General features: G+C 64.6%; 12 protein-coding genes. 3 read left to right on the top strand and 9 right to left on the bottom strand.

The genetic code is table 11. From position 1 onward, the window contains the following. Window positions 1-3: 3 nt before the first annotated feature. From M2281_RS27370 to leuA, 3 genes are all read right to left on the bottom strand, one after another. Window positions 4-759 (bottom strand): alpha/beta fold hydrolase, encoded by a 756-nt coding sequence (locus M2281_RS27370; protein ID WP_280824371.1) that lies wholly within the window; start codon window positions 757-759, stop codon window positions 4-6. Window positions 760-817: 58 nt separating this feature from the next. Beyond that, window positions 818-2,476, bottom strand: a complete 1,659-nt coding sequence (locus M2281_RS27365) for a tetratricopeptide repeat protein (RefSeq protein WP_342394309.1) — start codon at window positions 2,474-2,476, stop codon at window positions 818-820. Window positions 2,477-2,714: 238 nt separating this feature from the next. Next, the gene (leuA, locus tag M2281_RS27360; RefSeq protein WP_425537816.1) at window positions 2,715-4,424 is read right to left on the bottom strand and encodes a 2-isopropylmalate synthase; all 1,710 of its coding nucleotides are present in this window, start codon (window positions 4,422-4,424) and stop codon (window positions 2,715-2,717) included. Between the two features lie 1,073 nt (window positions 4,425-5,497). Between leuA and M2281_RS27355 the strand changes: the two genes are divergently transcribed. After that, entirely contained in the window at window positions 5,498-6,157 is a 660-nt protein-coding gene (locus M2281_RS27355) for a methyltransferase family protein (protein WP_280824447.1), read from the top strand. 56 nt (window positions 6,158-6,213) lie between these two features. After that, window positions 6,214-6,762 (top strand): GNAT family N-acetyltransferase, encoded by a 549-nt coding sequence (locus tag M2281_RS27350; RefSeq protein ID WP_280824369.1) that lies wholly within the window; start codon window positions 6,214-6,216, stop codon window positions 6,760-6,762. A gap of 4 nt (window positions 6,763-6,766) precedes the next feature. On the opposite strand, the gene M2281_RS27345 is transcribed toward M2281_RS27350, so the two are convergent. Next, window positions 6,767-7,855, bottom strand: a complete 1,089-nt coding sequence (locus M2281_RS27345) for an AbrB family transcriptional regulator (RefSeq protein ID WP_280824368.1) — start codon at window positions 7,853-7,855, stop codon at window positions 6,767-6,769. Window positions 7,856-8,018: 163 nt separating this feature from the next. After that, on the bottom strand, window positions 8,019-8,465 hold the full coding sequence (locus M2281_RS27340) for a DsrE family protein (RefSeq protein ID WP_280824367.1): 447 nt from the start codon (window positions 8,463-8,465) through the stop codon (window positions 8,019-8,021). 149 nt (window positions 8,466-8,614) lie between these two features. Between M2281_RS27340 and M2281_RS27335 the strand changes: the two genes are divergently transcribed. Next, on the top strand, window positions 8,615-9,226 hold the full coding sequence (locus M2281_RS27335) for a hypothetical protein (RefSeq protein WP_280824366.1): 612 nt from the start codon (window positions 8,615-8,617) through the stop codon (window positions 9,224-9,226). A 3-nt stretch (window positions 9,227-9,229) separates the two neighbouring features. Here the strand turns inward: M2281_RS27335 and M2281_RS27330 are convergent, their stop codons facing one another. From M2281_RS27330 to M2281_RS27315, 4 genes are all read right to left on the bottom strand, one after another. Next, entirely contained in the window at window positions 9,230-10,159 is a 930-nt protein-coding gene (locus tag M2281_RS27330) for a cation diffusion facilitator family transporter (protein WP_425537815.1), read from the bottom strand. A 101-nt stretch (window positions 10,160-10,260) separates the two neighbouring features. Continuing rightward, window positions 10,261-12,450, bottom strand: a complete 2,190-nt coding sequence (locus tag M2281_RS27325; protein ID WP_280824365.1) for an anthranilate synthase — start codon at window positions 12,448-12,450, stop codon at window positions 10,261-10,263. 214 nt (window positions 12,451-12,664) lie between these two features. Continuing rightward, window positions 12,665-13,852 (bottom strand): MFS transporter, encoded by a 1,188-nt coding sequence (locus M2281_RS27320; protein ID WP_280824364.1) that lies wholly within the window; start codon window positions 13,850-13,852, stop codon window positions 12,665-12,667. 168 nt (window positions 13,853-14,020) lie between these two features. Continuing rightward, the gene (locus M2281_RS27315; RefSeq protein ID WP_280824363.1) at window positions 14,021-15,742 is read right to left on the bottom strand and encodes an SH3 domain-containing protein; all 1,722 of its coding nucleotides are present in this window, start codon (window positions 15,740-15,742) and stop codon (window positions 14,021-14,023) included. Window positions 15,743-16,142: the final 400 nt, after the last annotated feature.

The raw sequence follows: 16,142 nt of genomic DNA, 5'->3' as shown, positions 1-16,142 counted from the left end.
CGATTACGCTGGGCCGATCGCTTGGCGGATCAGGTCGGCGACGAGGCCCGGCCGTTCCTCGACCAGCATGTGGCCGGCGGCCGGCACCGGGTGCAATTTGAAAAACGGCGGCAGGTTGCTGGTCTGGGAAAAGGGCAGCATCGGATCTTCCGTCCCCCAGACGACTGTCACCGGTATGGAGAGCGTGGCCAGCCAGTCCTGCGGGATAACACCCTGCCTGCCATCCCGGGCGATGGCGTCGGCGATCTTCGCCAGCATCTCCTTTTGTCCCGCCTGAGCCCGCATCGCAGCGAGCGCGTCAACGGCTTCGGGCGGCGGCGAAAAATCCGGTGTCGACATCGCGACCAGGCAGTTGCGAAGCTCTTCCGCCGAAGTGGCCGCTCCGTAGCGGCGGAGCAGGGGAGCGTTGATTTCCTCGCCAAAGCCGCCTGGCGCAAGCAGCATGAGCGAGGCAACCCTTTCGGGGCTGGACAGTGCTGCGAGCGTGGCTATCGCGCCGCCCATCGAATGACCGACGAAATGGGCCTTCTCGACGCCGCGCGTCTCGAGGTCGGCGAGAACGGCGCGCGCCGCTGACTTGGGGGAGGGTGTCTCCGGCCAGTCAAGTGATTGCCCATGTCCCGGCAGGTCGTAGGCGATGACCCGGTGCTGCGTGCCGAGGTCCGCGGCGATTGCGTCCCAGACGCCGGAGAATGCTCCGAACCCATGCAAAAGCACGATCGCGGGAGAGCTGCCGCCATGGACGCGAGCGAAGATCATTTCACAACCTCTTTTCTCATCCGGCGCTTGGGACCCTTCATGTTTCGCCGCACTCTGATCAGATCGGCTGTATCAGACCGGCCTTGTGCAGGGCGGTCACCAGCTTGTCGACCATGTCCGGCGGATAGTTGGAGCGGGCGAACACCACGCGCGGGTTGGCTGCGAATGCGGGAAATTCCTGCTCGATCTCGGCGATAAGAGCTTTGGCCAGTTCCTGGTTGCCGACGCGGTCGGCGACGATCAAGCGGGCGGCGAGGTAGTGGGACTTCTTCGTCGAAGCAAGCGCTTCGGTAGCGCGCGCGGCGCGATCCTCGTCGCCGGTCATGAATTTGGCGACGAACAGCCCGTAGTCCCACCAGCTCGGATGCGCGCTCGAAGCTTCGACGGCGCGCTCCATGATCGGCGCGCCGGTGGCGTAGTCGCCGGCGAAGATCAGTGCGTAGCCATATGCGGCCGCCATGCTGAGGTCGTAGGTGTTGAGCTCGTAGGCCTTGCGCATGAAGCGAATGGATTCGGACACGTCGCCGACCCGCGAATTCAGAAAGCCGTAGGCGCGGTGTGCGTAAGGGCTGGTCGGGCCGGCCAGCACCGCCCGATACGCCATCGACAATGCCTGTTCGGCGCTCGGGTTGAGCGGGTAAGGGTGGCCCTCGGTGAGGGCTTTGAGGTGCAGAGACGCGAGCTCGGCAAAGATCAGCGGAGACTTGCCGCCACGGTCTGCCATGTCGGCGAAGCAGCGATAGGCGGCCTCATGCTTCTCCGAGGTCGGGTCGAGATAGTATCGGTCATTGAGGATCAGGCAGTTGACCAGGCCGGAGGCAAGCTTGTTCTGCTCGATATAGCCGTAGATCGCGCCAGAAGCCGGGATCGTCGAGCTGAGCAGGTTGGCAATGCGATCGTCCAGCGTTTGCGTATCGAGATCGTTGGGCAGGAGCACGCGAGACACCAGCACCTTGCCGGTGGCGCTGTTGGTGAGATTGATCGCGACGGTTCCCTCGGCCGGTCCGGGAGCCACTTCGAATACGAATTGCAACGGATCGACGAATGCGTTTATTCGCGGCGTTGGCTCGCGCGCGATCAGGTCGACGGTGTCGAAACCGGACAGCGCTATCCGTATTACGGCGGCGACGCGCGTGACGTTGTCGTCCTTCGCTTCGGCCTTCACATAGACGGGTGGCATCGCAAGTGCTGACGGCGAAACCGTTTCGCTGGAGCTGGCGGAAACTTCCGTAGGATCGGTGACGTCGCCGACCGTCCCGGGCGTCAGGATGCGGAGGATCACGAAGCCCAGCATCGTAATGACGACCAACATCGTCGCCCAGAAAAACCGCAGGTGGCGCATCATTCGCGCCTCTGTAACCAGCGGAGAGGCAGGTGCCGGCGCATTCGCCGCGATGCTCGCCGGCTGCTCCTGCAGCGGCAGGACGATTTCGTCCGGACCTGCCGCGGCCAGAGGCGGGACGTTCGTCACACCGACGAATTCGTAACTGGGAATGTAGCTGCCGCGCGGAATGCTGATGCGGATCGGCTCGGAAGCGCCCTCGGTGGCGAAATATTGGGCCAGAAGTTCGCGCAGGCGCCCGGCCTGCACGCGCACGACAGCATCGGCGGAGGAATCGAAGTCGGCGTCACGGCCGAAGACGTCTACTGCAATGGTAAAACCCTTGAGACGCTCGGCCTGTCCGGCCTGCTCCTGCTCGACCAAATAACGCAGCAATTTGCGGGCACGTTCGGACCGGCCAAAGGTCCTGCTAGCCAGGACTCTCTTCAGCGTGTCTAGCACTGCGGGGGCGGCAGGCTTGTTGTGCAGCAAGCGTCGGACCTTTCGAGAGCGGCGCCTAGGGAAGCCCGATCATAACGCTCCGGCGGTCCTGCACAAGCAGTCAACGCCTGATTGTCAACAGGCCCAGCCCTCAATTTGAGCGCTGGGCCTGATATGGTTAACAGCGTACTGCTTAGCCGACGATACGATTGGCGGCAGAGATCACCGCCTCGAGCGATGCGGCCACGATATTGGTGTTGATGCCGACGCCGAAGGCGCGACCGCCCGGATGCTCGATCTCCATGTAGCAGACGGCAGAGGCGTTCGAGCCGCGCTGGATCGAGTGCTCGGAGTAGTCGAGCACCGAGAGCGGCACGCCGATGTGGCGCGAAAGTGCATCGACGAAGCCGTCGACCGGGCCGTTGCCAGTGCCGGTGATGGTCACTTCCTTGCCGTTGTCGATGATGGTTCCCTCAACCACGCGCTGGCCCTTGTTGGCGGTATCGGGATAGGTGTGGTGGTCGACGAACTTCAGTCGCGCGCCGGGCTGCTCCACATAGCGCTCGATGAAACGCTCATGGATGCGCTTGGGCGAGACTTCCTTGCCTTCCGAGTCGGTGATCGCCTGGATGTCCTGGCTGAACTCGACCTGCAGGCTGCGCGGCAGGTTGAGGCCATAGTCGGCCTGCAGCACATAGGCGATGCCGCCCTTGCCGGACTGCGAGTTGATGCGAATGATCGCCTCGTAGGAACGGCCGACGTCCTGCGGGTCGATCGGCAGGTAGGGCACTTCCCACAGCGGCTTGTTGGCGGTCTTGATCGCCTTCATGCCCTTGTTGATGGCGTCCTGGTGGGAGCCGGAGAAGGCGGTGTAGACCAGTTCGCCGACGTAAGGGTGACGCTCGGCGATCTTCAGCTGGTTGCAGTATTCGTAGACGTCCTTCATCCGGTTGATGTCGGAGCAGTCCAGTTCGGGATCGACGCCCTGCGTGTACATGTTCAGCGCCAGGTTGACGATGTCGACATTGCCGGTGCGCTCGCCATTGCCGAACAGCGTGCCCTCGACGCGGTCGGCGCCGGCCATCAGCGCCAGTTCCGTGGCCGCAACGCCCGTGCCGCGGTCGTTGTGCGGATGCAGGGAGATGATCAGGTTCTCGCGGTTGTCGAGATGCCGGATCATCCACTCGATACGGTCGGCATAGGTGTTGGGCGTCGCCATCTCGACGGTGGAGGGCAAGTTGAGGATCAGCTTGTTGTCCGGCGTCGGCTTCACGATCTCGGTGACCGCGTTGCAGATCTCCAGCGCCACTTCCAGCTCGGTGCCGGTAAAGCTCTCGGGCGAATACTGGAAGCGATAGCCGCCGCCTGCCTTGGCGGCCATGTCGGTGATCATCTTGGCAGCGTCAGTGGCGATCTGCTTGATGCCGGCGACATCCTTGGCGAAGACGACGCGGCGCTGCAACTCACTGGTGGAGTTGTAGAAATGCACGATCGGCCGATGCGCGCCCTGCAGCGCTTCGAAGGTGCGGGTGATCAGCTCCGGCCGGCACTGCACCAGCACCTGCAAGGACACGTCCTCGGGGACGTTGCCTTCCTCGATGCACCAGCGGTTGAAGTCGAAATCGGTCTGCGAGGCGGACGGGAAGCCGACTTCGATTTCCTTGAAGCCCATGTCGAGCAGCAGCTTGAACATGCGCACCTTGCGGTCGTGGCCCATCGGGTCGACCAGGGACTGGTTGCCGTCGCGCAGGTCGACCGAGCACCAGATCGGCGCCTTGTCGATGGTCTTGGAGGGCCAGGTGCGGTCAGGCAGATCGACCTTGGGATAGGGCTCGTACTTGGCGCCGGCCGTCGGCATGCCGTGGCGGATCGATACACCAGGTTCGGAAGTCATCTTGTTCATCTCGGTCTCGTTCTCTCTGCCGCCATGCGCAAGCGCGCTTCGTCAGGCGGTCTTAAACCAGAATTTTAGTTCGGTTGTGAAGAGCAAAAGGAGCAACTGCCTGGCGGCAATTTCGACCGCCGGACGCTCCTTCAACGAGCCCGGCGATCGCCGATAAGGCCGAGAAGAAGAAGCGTTGCCGAAAGCGCGCGCGCGGTCTCGGCCGCGAAAGCGGTCGGACGGGCAGCGGGCTTGTTCGGACGCGAGGTCATGCCGGGTTTCATATAGGAGCCGCGCTACGGTTGCAAGGGGTGGGGAGTGGTGGGCGGGGCCACGAAGAGCCAACGGTTTGGCTTTTCGCACGACGAACGCCCGGAGCAATGGCGGAGGGCAGGGTTGGCGCGCTTCATCCCGCCCTCGTGGTTCGAGGCTCGCTACGCTCGCACCTCACCATGAGGGCTAATGCTGGCGCCCACCTCCGTCTCCCGAGGTTGCGGCTGCACCGACCTGCCTCATTCTGAGGTGCCGGCACCAACCTACCTCATCCTGAGGTGCGAGCCCGCAGGGCGAGCCTCGAAGGACGCACCTATTCATCGCCACGCCCGGTTTTCACCGTCTGGCCATTTCAAAGAACCTGGGAAGACGGGCGGTCGGGAAACGCGCTCATCTAGTAATTTATCTGCGGTCTCCACGACCGCCCGTTCGATGCGCTTGCCTGGGTTTGTTCGCCTCCGCATTCGCGCGGCCAGCCACACCCTGGGCCCGGACTTGGGGGTTCATCACCCAGCAGCGCCACCAGCCCGGACATCGTCGCCCTCCACGCTCATCCGGTTCATGACCCGTGTTCCCGGTGAGGCCGATGCGGAGGATTATGTGCGAGGCGCAAAGGTGGGGGATGAACATTTCGTTCGGAGTAAATGATTTCAATGCGTTAGAAATGAATGCGTCCCAATTTCATCCACGTCTTGCATTGCCGGCCGTCCGGTCTTGTCCTTCGGTCGCAACCGACATTGGCCGCTCGCCACCTCTTCCTCATGTTGGATGAAGCCCGTTTCAGGTCTATTCTGACAACCCTCGGATGAGGGCAGGCAGTGATGAAGATGACCTTCGGATTGGCGCTGTTCAACTTGGTCGGGACGCTGGCCTTTCTGGGCCTGGCGATCCTGGGGAAGGGCGGTTTTGCCGCCTTCTTCGGCAATCCCGCACTGGTCGCGCTGACGGTGGTGACGTTTGTGATGAGCGGGGTTGCGCTTTTCACCGAGGGTAATATCAGTTCGGGCGAGCGCGAGGACCGGGGCAACCGCTGGGTGCTCGTCGCCTTTGGGGTGCTCAGCGTGGCCGCAGGCTTTTTGCCGGCCTATACCGACCGGATCGGCTTCTGGACCATAGACGGCGAGGCTGTGCGCTGGCTGGGAGTGGTGCTGTTTGCCGTGGGCGGCGCGTTGCGCCTATGGCCGGTCTTCGTGCTGGGGCGCAGGTTCAGCGGGCTGGTCGCCATCCAGCACGACCACAAGCTGGTGACGACGGGCATCTACCGCATCGTCCGCAACCCCAGCTATCTCGGCATGTTGATCAGCTCATTGGGATGGGCGCTGGCGTTCCGCTCCGGCGTCGGCGTTCTGCTGGTCATCTTGCTCGTGCCGCCGCTGATCGCGCGCATCCACGCCGAGGAGGCGATGCTGCGCAGCCAGTTCGGGGCCGAATACGACGCCTATTTTGCCAGGACCTGGCGGTTGGTGCCGGGGGTTTTCTAGGACCGCGACAGGGCTATCGTGGCCCGGGCAAGCAGTCTTGCGCTTGGAGGGGGCAGATGAGCGGGTTGCCAGTTCTGGAGGGGGCTTCGGTAAGGCTTCGGCCTCCAGAGGAAGCGGACATCGATGCGCGGCTGGCATTAGGACGCGATACAGAAATCGCCGAAATGTTCGGCGTGAGCACGTGGGATGTTTCGCCTCTCACGAGGGAGGAAGTTCTGGGCTGGTTCCAGGCGCTTTGCAATCATCCCCACGCTTGGGTCATCGAGAACGGACAGACGTTCATCGGCGAAATTCGTCTCGACCGGGTCGATTTTCTGGACCGCCGCGCGTCGATAGCGGTCGGGATCTTCGATCCGGCTTCGCTCGGGCGAGGCTTGGGCAGCGAGGCAATCAGGCTTGCGTTGTGCCATGCCTTCGGAACGATGGGGCTGCATCGCATTGGCATCCGGGTGCTGGCCTATAACGAGCGCGCGATCCGCGCCTATGAGAAATGCGGCTTCAGAATCGAGGGGCGGGAGCGCGAGACGGCATTCGTCAATGGCGCATGGCACGACGACATCATGATGGGGCTGCTGGAGCACGAGTTCCAGGCGCTGGAGGCTTGACGCCTCAATCCTTCACCAGCCGTGCCACCAGGCGTGCGACCGAGGGTCCGAAAATCAGCACGAACAGGAAGCGGGCGGTCTGCAGCGCCATGATGAATGAGAGGTTCACGTTGCTGGAGGCGGCGGCGATGATCGCTACCGAGTCCATGCCGCCGGGGCTGGTCGCCAGATAGGCGGTGAGCGGATCGATACCGAGATAGTGGCTGAGCACCCAGGCCAGTCCGCCGCAGAAGACCATCAGCGCCAGGATCGACATGACGATCTGCGGCAGGGCGCGCGTGGCGTGGATGAGGATGCTGCGCGTGAAATTCAGCCCGACGGTCCAGCCGACCAGCGCGTAGCTGATGGCCAAGAGCCATTGCGGCAGCTGGAAGGTGACCAGGCCGCCGAGATGGAGCGCCACGCCCAAGATCATGCTGCCGAGGAAGAAGGGCGACGGCAGGCGCAGCCAGCGGCCGACAAGGCCGCCGACGATCGCGACGCCGATTGTAGACAGGAAGGGCAGCCATTGGATTGCCGGAAACCAGGGCACGGGCGGCAGCTGGACGCCGGAAGTGTCGACCCAGAGCCGGGCGATGACGGCGGCGCTGACCGAGACGAAGATGACGCGCAGATATTGCATGAAGGCGACCAGCCGCGCATCCGCGCCGAAGGCGCCGGCCATCAGCACCATGGCGGTGGAGGCGCCTGGTGCGGTGCCCCAGACGGCGGTGGTGCCGGGGAGGATCTTCCAGCGGCTGATCAGCCAGCCGAGAAAGCTCGAGGCCATCAGCGTTGCCAGCACCGCGCCGACGAAAAGCGGCCAGTCATGTGCGAAGGAGACGAAGATCTCGAACTCGATGGAGGAGGCGACCAGGCAGCCGATGACGGCTTGCGCGGAGAAGAAGATCGGGCGCGGCAGGCGCACGGTGGCGCCGTTGATGCCCGCGACGATCGCCGCGACCATCGGGCCGATCAGCAGTGCTGCGGGCAGGTGGCCGAGTTCGAGAGCCCCGGCCAGAATGGCGGAAAGCAGCAGGATAAAACCCCATTGCAGACCGGGCGCCAGGTCGGACATCGGCTCCGAGGCGGTGGGTTGCGCTGGCGTTTCCATGGATGCTCCGTGCTTCGGCCGGGCGAGGAGCTCGTCCGGCGCGGCCTTTTGGCCGCCATGACGGCGCATCCCGGCGGGACGCGAAGTCGCCCCTCCTTACGCGATTCCTCGCGTCAGGCGAACGGTGAGAGCGCGCGGCTCGATCACGATTTCGGGTTCCGCGCTATGGCCTGATATAGGCGTAGCCCTGCGATTGCAGCTCGGCGAGCTTCACCACGCCGCCGGTGTCGGCGTTGGCAAAGCCCGGCAGGAGGTCGGTGAGCATCATCCCCATCGACATCATGGTGTTGGCGCAGGCGAAGGGAGACAGGCCGTCCTTCACCAGCCCGGCAAAACGGTTGGAGAGGCCGGACGACAGGCCCTCTCCGCGGAAGGCGGCCAATGCAGGGCCATGCACCACCAGGGCGATTTCGACGCGGCCGTCGAGGCCTGTGTAATGGTTGCGGATGTTGCCGAGCACGAAGCCGACCTTCTCGAGATCGGCCAAGTGGTAGGCGACTTTTGGCACGAGCGGCGGGGTGTCCGGTGCTGCCGCTGCACTTGCCTGGCGCAAGCCGACAACAGCGCCGGCGCCGGCCAGTATCGCGCGAAACATTTCCCTGCGACGCATGAAAACCTCCTTCGCCCAAAAGCGGAAGCGGCGCAAATCGCGCGCACCGCGCATTTTTCTAGCATGAAACGGCTTGGCGGCGAGGGGCAGGACGCCATTTCGATCATATTGAAAGGTTCGTGACCCTAGTGCGACCTTGGGAGGTGCCAGTGTCGTTTGGCAGGGCAATGATCTGTACTGCGTTTGTCTGCGCGCTGGCCGTATTCGTCGGCGGCCGCGCGGCCTTTTCTCAATTGAGCAAGGCCGAATTCGCCCAGATCGAAGAGCCTGACAAGGCTCTTGGTGAGCCGCTGCACAAGCGGCTGAAGCAGAACGAGCCGTTCTGTTACGGCAGCGACTACGATGCCGCCCATCTCGATCAGCATCCGGACCAGCAGGTGACGTCGATCCGGTTGTTGCGCGGTCCGATCGAGATGGCCGCTACCGGCAAGCGGCAGGAATGGCCGGAGGGCGCGGCGGTCTCGGTGTCGGTGACGACGCGGGACGGCAATGGCGCGGTGCAGCAGCGCTACAGCTGCTCGCCCGAGGGTGATCAGTGGCGCTGCACGTCCAAGGCTTCGGCCGATGCCGGCTGCAGCATGCTGACGCGGGAGGTTTTCTTGCGCCGGGGCACCGAGGACACGATCACGCTTGCAAATCCGAGCGACGGGCTGCCGAGCCTCGATTTGTGTTCCAAGCTCGACATCGCCAGTTCGGACGACAAGATGTTCAAGCTGAGCCCGATGGCGCTTTCGGAATGCGGGCTCAAGAAGGATTGGTAAAGTTCAGGCGAACGGTACCGCCACCGTACCCTTGGGCAGCTTGGCCTCGTCGTCCGGCTCGACATGGATGGTGATGCGCACGGAAGGGATCTCGGCCTTCAGCGCATCCTCGATGCGGTCACAGATGACATGGCTGTCGCCCACGCTCATCTCGGAATCGACCACCAGATGGAACTCGATGAAGACGGCGCGGCCGGCAATGCGCGTCTTGAGGTCGTGCACCTCCAGCGCGCCCTTGGAGTTGGACGAGATGATGTCGCGGATGCGCAGCGTCTCCTCGTGGTCGACGGCGACGTCCATCAGGCCCTGCAGCGAGGCGCCGATGACGTGCCAGCCCTGCCAGAGGATGTTGAGCGCGACGATGACGGCGAGTGCGGGGTCGAGGAAGTGCCAGCCGGTAACGACCGCCGCGACCAGGCCGATGGTGACGCCGACCGAGGTGACGACGTCGGTCATGATGTGCTGGCCATCGGCGAGCAAAGCGGGCGAACGATGCTGCCGGCCGGTGCGGATCAGCAGCATCGCCCAGCCCGCATTGATGACCGTTGCGGCCCCGTTGATGGCAAGGCCCAGCCAGGGCTGTTCCAGCGGGCGCGGCTCCTGCCAGGCGAACCACACCTCCCGCAGGATGAGCAGCGCCGCCAGAACGATGAGCACGCCTTCGAGCACGGCGGAAAAATACTCGGCCTTGTGGTGGCCGTAAGGGTGGTCCTGGTCCGCCGGCTTATGGCTGACGCGGATGGCCCAGAGCGCGGCGGCAGACGCGATGACGTTGACTACCGACTCCAGCGCGTCGGAGTAGAGGGCCACCGAGCCTGTCACGTGGTAGGCGACGTATTTCAGCCCCATGACTCCGAAGGCGATCACGATCGACCAGGCGGCCAGTCGCTCGATCCTCTGCTTGGATGACAGGGTGCGCTTCGCTTCGTTCATCAGTCGGCCTACCGCCAAATAAATCGAGGCATGGTTGCTGCCTTCGACAGCCACCATGCCTCATTAAGTCAATTGTGTTTGCGGGTCGACCCCGCGCGGGTTCAGGCGGCTTTTTCCTTCGCCTTGCGCGGCAGGTGGGCCACCACATTCTCGATCATGCGCATGCCGGCATTCTGTCCGAGCGTCATAATCGATTCGGGATGGAACTGCACCGCCGCGATCGGCTCGTTCTTGTGCTCGAAGGCCATGATGACGCCGTCATCCGTCTCCGCGGTAACGATGAAATCCGGCGGCAGTCGGGCCGGATCGGCAAAGATCGAATGATAGCGGCCGACCGTGACCTCCGAAGGCAGACCCGAGAAGATGATGCCGGGCTGCGACACGCGGATGCGCGAGGGCTTGCCGTGCATGGGCACGTGCAGATGCCGCAGCTCGCCGCCATAGGCTTCGGCAAGTGCCTGAAGACCGAGGCAGACGCCGAAGATCGGCAGGTCGCGCGAACGCGCCTTCCTGATCGTGGCGGCGGTGTCGAAATCCTTCGGCATGCCCGGCCCGGGCGACAGCACGACGAGATCGGGCTGGAGGCGGTCGAACAACTCGTCAGGCACCGGCGCGCGCACGGTCGACACATCCGCGCCCGTCTGGCGGAAATAATTGGCCAGCGTGTGGACGAACGAGTCCTCGTGGTCGACCAGCAGGATTTTCACCCCGTCGCCGACGCGGGCGGACTGGCGTTCGGTGGCGGCTATGTTGCCGGCCTTGGCGTCGCGGATGGCGGAGAGCATGGCGGATGCTTTCAGTTCGGTTTCGGCTTCTTCTTCTTCCGGGATGGAATCGAACAACAGTGTAGCACCGGCGCGTACCTCGGCGATCCCGTCCTTTATGCGTATCGTGCGCAAAGTGAGGCCCGTGTTGAGGTCGCCGTTGAAGTGCACCATGCCGATGGCCCCGCCATACCAGGCGCGCGGGCTCTTTTCATGCTTTTCGATGAAGCGCATGGCCCAGAGCTTCGGCGCCCCGGTGACGGTAACGGCCCAGGCATGGCTGAGGAAGGCGTCGAAGGGGTCCATGTCCTCGCGCAGGCGGCCCTCGATGTGGTCGACCGTATGGATTAGGCGCGAATACATCTCGATCTGGCGCCGGCCGATGACGCGCACCGAGCCCGGCTCGCAGACGCGGCTCTTGTCGTTGCGGTCGACGTCCGAGCACATGGTGAGTTCGGACTCGTCCTTCTTGGAGTTGAGCAGCTTGATGATCTGCTCGGCATCGGCAATGGCGTCGTCGCCGCGCTTGATGGTGCCGGAGATCGGGCAGGTCTCGACCCGGCGGCCAACGACGCGCACGAACATTTCGGGCGAGGCGCCGACCAGATATTCGCCTTCGCCCAGATTGATGAAGAAGGAATAGGGCGAGGGGTTTATCCGCTTCAGCCGGCGCGAGATCTCCGAGGGCGCCGTCTCGCAGCGCTCATAAAACATCTGGCCGGGCACGACCTCGAACAGGTCGCCGCGTTCAAAGCTTTCCTTGGCCTTCTCGACGATCTTCGCATATTCGCCCGGCTCATGGTCGCCGCGCGGCGGGATGCGGTCGGACGGGCGGAAGGGCTCGATGTCGCCATAACGCGGCAGGCCTTCGGTGGAAAAGCCTTCGCCGGAATAGTCGTAACGGTCGTGCCAGGCCTTGGCGGCGTGGTGGTCGACCACCAGGATTTCGTCGGGCAGATAGAGCACCAGGTCGCGCTGGCTTTCGGTCCGCTTCAGCGTGTGCTCGATGGGATCGAACTGGAAGGCGAGGTCGTAGCCGAAGGCACCGTAGAGGCCGAGATTGCTGTCGTGCTCGCTGCGGAACAGGGCGGTGATGGCGCGTAAGACCGTGAAGACGGAGGGCGCGCGGGAGCGCTCTTCCTCGGTGAAGGGGCGGTCTGCCTTGGCCACATCAAGCGTTATCAGCCGCTTGGTCTCGCCGGTGACCTTGACCTCCGGCAGCGCCTTGATTGCCGGGGCGATCACGACCAGCAGCGCCTCGCCGCGTGCATTCAGCGCCTCGATGCGCATGGCGCGGCCGCGCGCGCTGATGGCAATCGGCGGGTCGATGATGGCTGTGTCCCAACGGGTGTAGCGGCCGGGATATTCGTAATTGGAGGAGAAGACCGCACCGCGCCGCGTGTTCAGCCCATCGATATAGGCTTCAATCGCATCGCGGTAGACCGCGTCATGACGTTGGCGAGTGACGGCTATGCCACTCGCGGTGACGTAGCGTTCCGAACCATCTTCCAGGGTTTCGACCGACATTTCCCGTTTCCTTCCCATTTTTCGGCAGGGATCCGGAAAGCCCAAAAAACCAAATGGCCGCCCGGATTACTCCTGCGGCCACCAAGTTTTTCGCGCGCACGCGCTTACGAGGCCGCTTTTAGCAGGCCCGCCACCAACGCTTCGTGTGCGACATCGTCATCATGGGAGTTTACATAGCGGCGATAAGGCAGGTCGGCAAGAGGATTCCTCGCGCTCAGGTGGTGCTGCGCAGAGGATCGGCATAGTCGAGCGTCGTGCCGCTCCGGTCGAGCCGGGCCGAGACGAACGCCACGCCAAGCGCGATCACCGCAGTGGCCGTGCCGACCAGCGGCAGGTACTGGTAGGGCACGCCGAACGAGATCGCCAGGCCGCCGAACCAAGCGCCGGCGGCATTGCCCATGTTGAAGGCGCCCTGGTTGAGGGTCGAGGCAAGGTTGGGTGCCTCCGACGCGGTCTCGACCACGCGCATCTGCATGGGCGGCACGATGACGAAGGTGAGCACGCCCCAGAAGAAGACGGTGAGGATCATCGCAGACGGCATGTCGCTGATCTTGACCATGACGACGAACATCAGCGCCAGCAGCGCGAGCGTGCCGAGCACGGTGGGCATCAGCTTCCAGTCGGCCAGCTTGCCGCCGATGATGTTGCCCACGGTCATGCCGGCGCCGAACAACAGAAGCACCCAGGTGACGGCGGGTATGGAAATGCCGGTGACGTCGGTGAGGATAGGCTTGATGTAGGTGAAGACGGCAAACAGGCTGGCCGAGGCCAGCGCCGAGATGATCATGGAGAGCCACACCTGCAGCTTGCCCAGCACCTTCACCTCGCTGGCGATGCCGCCGGCACTGGGTGGGGCGACGCCCGAGGGGACCAGCCAGGCAATGGCCGCGACCGAAAGCAGGCCGATACCCACCACCGCATAGAAGGTTGCACGCCAGCCCAGCGCTTCGCCGAGCGCGGTGCCGCCCGGCACGCCGAGGATGTTGGCCAGAGTCAGGCCCGCGAACATCAGGGCGATCGCGCTGGCCCGCTTGTTGACCGGCACAAGGCTTGCCGCCACCACGGAGCCGATGCCGAAGAAGGCGCCATGCCCCAGCGCGGTGACGACGCGCGCGGCCATCAGCAGCCAGTAGTTCGGCGCGATCGCGCAAAGCAGATTGCCCACCACGAAGAGCGAGGCGAGGCCAATGAGAACCGACTTGCGCGGCAGATGCGCCGTGCCGATGGCAATCACCGGCGCGCCGAAGACGACGCCGAGCGCATAGCCGGTGACCAGCAAGCCGGCGGCGGGAATGGAAACGCCGAGATCCGCCGCGACTTCCGGCAGGAGGCCCATGATCACGAATTCAGTGGTGCCGATGCAGAAGGATGCAACGGCAAGAGCGAGAATGGGCAGTGGCATTGATTATCCGGCAAATAAAACGATTTAAATGCGATGTTTGAACAATCCGCGGATGCGGACAAGTGCTCATGCCGCAATACAGCAATGCATTTCAGGAAGGAATCGGTCGGGCCGGAAAAATGAGCGGTAAGGCGCCGCGGGAACGGCGCCTTACCTTTTAGAAACGGATCAGTCCTGCTTGAGGAAGCGCTTGAAGACGTAGCCTTCCTTGCCGTCGTAGGAGATCTTGCACCAGCCCTTGCAGCTGATGACCTGGACCGAGGCCTTGGCCGGAAGCACGGTCACGACGTCGGAATTGTTGTCTTCGCTGGCGCGCATCTTCACGCCCATCGTGGTCACCGCACTGCCGGCGCTGGGCGTCGGCGTCGGGGCTGCCTTGGCGGGCTTGGGCTTCGCCGGCTTGGCATGGGCGATGCCGGCCGTCGTCGACGAGTCCGGCTTGGCCGCTCGCGGCTCGGGCTGGTCGGCGGCGGCGTTAGCCTGGTCAGACGACTGGTCGGCCGCGGCCTGGTCCGGCTGGGAGGGCGAGGCATCGGCGGTCGCCCCAGCGCCCGTCCAGCGCGCATTGTTGCTGTCAATCAGGTTTGTCGCCGGGGCCGAAGCAGGCGGCGATGCCTCAGTGTCCATCATCGACGTGCCGGCATTTGCAGGAGCGGGCGACGGAGCGTCGGTGGCAGCCTGAAACTGCGGGGCGGCAGGTGCCGTCGTGGCGGGCTCGGCGGCCTGAGGTGCGGCTGCGGTCGGCTGATCGGCCTGGGGTGCCTCGGCGGCTGGGGCCTGCATCTGCGGAGCTTCCGCGACCTGCTGCGACTCCGGAGCGGCCTCAGCTGCCGGGGTCGCAGGCTCGGCTGCGGCGACCTGGGCCGGATCCTCGCCACGCTGCGGGTCGAACATCAGGGTGCCGCCGATGCCGACCAGGATCGCGATGCCGGCGACACCGGCAGCACCGATCGCCCAGCGGCGCGGGGTGATGTTGCGAAGCAAGGCGGTCCTGTCGGTGATCACGCGCGTCGCCTTCACCGCCGTCTCCGTGGCACCCAACGCCCTGTCGAGGAAGGACGGAGGCGTGAGCTTCGGCTTTTCGGGGGCCGGCATGATCTGGGAAGAATCCCAGTCGTAATGGCGCGCAGCGACGGCATTGTCAGCCGTGGCTTCCTGAGCAGGCGTCTGCGGCAGGTTGCGCGGGAGTTCGGCGCGGGGGCCTTGCGGCAGGTTGTGGGCCAGCTGTGCTGCCGGGGTTGCCGGCGGGCGGGGCGCAAGCGGCGCCTGCGAGCCGGGAGCTGCGGTTACGGGACGCTGCGGGACAGGCGACTGCGGGCGCGGGGCGTCAGCGCGGGGCATCTGCGGCTGCGCGGATGGCTGACGAAGCTGGGGCGCTTGCGGGGCCGGGGATGCGCCGGCGGGGCGCTGCGGGAAGGGCGGCAGGGGGCGTGACGCGTCGGCACGAGGCGCCTGCGGCTGAGGAGATGGCTGCCGGAGCTGCGGCGACTGCGCGGCCGGAGATGCGCCAACGGGGCGCTGCGGGAAAGGCGGCAGGGGCCGCGCTTCTGCGCGAGGCGCCTGCTGTTCTGGACGCGGGCTCCCGGCGCGCAGGGACTGCGGCTGTGCCGGAAGCGTCTGCATGACGACGGACGTCATCGCGGGACGGGGCGACAGCGGCTGGTAGGATTGCGGCTGCTGGGCTGCCGGGGCAACCGGCGGCGTGCTCTGGTTGGCAGGCGAGGGGAGCGGGCGGCTGAGCGCCGCCGCTAGCGGGCGCTGCTCGGCGGCCTTTTCGGGCGGCGTCGCTGCAGGCGTCGGCTGGCTGGTCGAATTAGAGACGCTCAGCCAGAGCTCCTGCTCGAGCGAGCCTGCGTCATTGGGGGCATCAGCGAGTCTGGTAGCTTTCAAAGGGATGTACTCCACGCACAAAACTTGCCTGGAACAACCGACGCTTACCTACTCGTATTCGCGAGGAATTCCATGCTGCGAACCAAGGTGCGCTTGCGATGTTCGGCAAGTTCCCCCGCACCCACTGGGCCTGCACATTCATCGGCAATTGTGGCCTTACTACGCCCGTCTTCCGGCGATCCTTGGGTATTATCCCGGCCGCGAGCTCCTTGCCGGCATATTGAAGACGTTTCGGCGCGACCTCAGAGAGAAATCTGTGCGAGGCGCATGCGTCGCCAAGCAAAAAGAAACGCCGCGCGGAGATGTCCGCGCGGCGTTGATGATTGCGGTGGCTGCGGGCAGGCGGCCCGCGGCGCACTCGGATGCGGCTTAGAACAGGCCTTCGATCTGGCCGTGCTCG

The sequence above is a fragment of the Pseudaminobacter soli (ex Li et al. 2025) genome, from assembly GCF_029892515.1.
Classification (GTDB): domain Bacteria; phylum Pseudomonadota; class Alphaproteobacteria; order Rhizobiales; family Rhizobiaceae; genus Pseudaminobacter; species Pseudaminobacter soli_A.
This window is presented reverse-complemented; position numbering and strand designations above follow the sequence as displayed.